This is a genomic window from Ralstonia sp. SET104 (assembly GCF_003851545.1).
Classification (GTDB): Bacteria; Pseudomonadota; Gammaproteobacteria; order Burkholderiales; family Burkholderiaceae; genus Ralstonia.
Genome location: NZ_BHVX01000042.1, coordinates 1 through 1,052, shown reverse-complemented (window position 1 = coordinate 1,052; position 1,052 = coordinate 1). Strand labels below are relative to the sequence as shown.

Genomic DNA, 1,052 nt, shown 5'->3' with positions numbered 1-1,052 from the left:
GGCTATGTCTGAATAAACTGTTGAGGTCGTGCTCTGCCCAGGCTGAGCGCGATACATAACGGCGGGGAGATGGCGCTGCCGGAGCGTTCCAGCATGCGGCGCCAGCCCAGATAGTTGGGCAGGTACTTGGTGGCGACCCCGTGGAATCGGCGCATCCACCCCTTGAGGCGACTGGTGTAGGCGTTCACGTTTTGCACGTGATAGACCTTGCCAACGACCTTGATGCCGGCGCGGACATTGACGAAGCGATGGGTCAACTTATGCTCGCGCGCGACAGCGGCATACACGCCCGAACCGCCACCGTCGGTGCAAAGGATGGCGTCTTCGGCCAGCAAGGGTTTCAGGACGGCGCCGACATGCTTCTTGTCGGCCTTGGGCAAGACGAAGTCGGCCGTCTCGCCCACGCGGTCACGCGCAATCAGCACCGGAATCTGTTCTGCCGATAAGCCCCGTTTGGCAGCTTTGCCGCCACGCTTGCGTGGCGCACGAGGCAACCGGCGGCTGCCTTTGAACGACTCCAGGAAATAGGTCTCGTCGGCCTCGACGATACCGCTCTCACGCTTGGCTTTCTGCTCGGCGGGAAGCCGCAGAAAGCGATGGCGCCACAGGAAGGCGGTGTTCTTGTCGACCCCGCATCGCTCGGCAGCCTGGCGAACCGACTGGCCCTCAATCAGGGCCAGCATGAAGGTCTGCCATTGCTCACGGTGACGCAATCGGGCCAGCGGCGTCCCAGTGAGGGCGTTGAAGGTCTTGCCGCAGCCTTTGCACCGATAGCGTTCCAGACCGCCACTGCTGCCCCACCGCCCCACCTCGGCATGCCCGCAGTGCGGGCAACGTTCGACCGGACCGCTCAGTTGCGCAATCAGGCGTTCCGTGGCCCGACGCGGGTCGCCGCAGCGCAGTTGTTGCTCAACCGACTCGCGCTGATGTGCCGTGAGCGTCGCCAGCTTCGCCAACCACCGTTGAAACTCTGCCGCCTTCATTTGCCTGCCCTCCGTCAGCCAATATCCGTTTGACAGAGTGAAGCCGCAACAGTTTATTCAGACATAGCC

The 1,052-nt window shown here is 62.9% G+C and carries 1 protein-coding gene; it reads right to left on the bottom strand.

Annotated elements, in window-relative coordinates; translation table 11 throughout:
* Positions 1-2: 2 nt before the first annotated feature.
* Positions 3-983, bottom strand: coding sequence for an IS1595 family transposase (locus tag PSUB009319_RS22720; protein ID WP_124384424.1), 981 nt, complete (start codon positions 981-983; stop codon positions 3-5).
* Between the last annotated feature and the right edge of the window lie 69 nt (positions 984-1,052).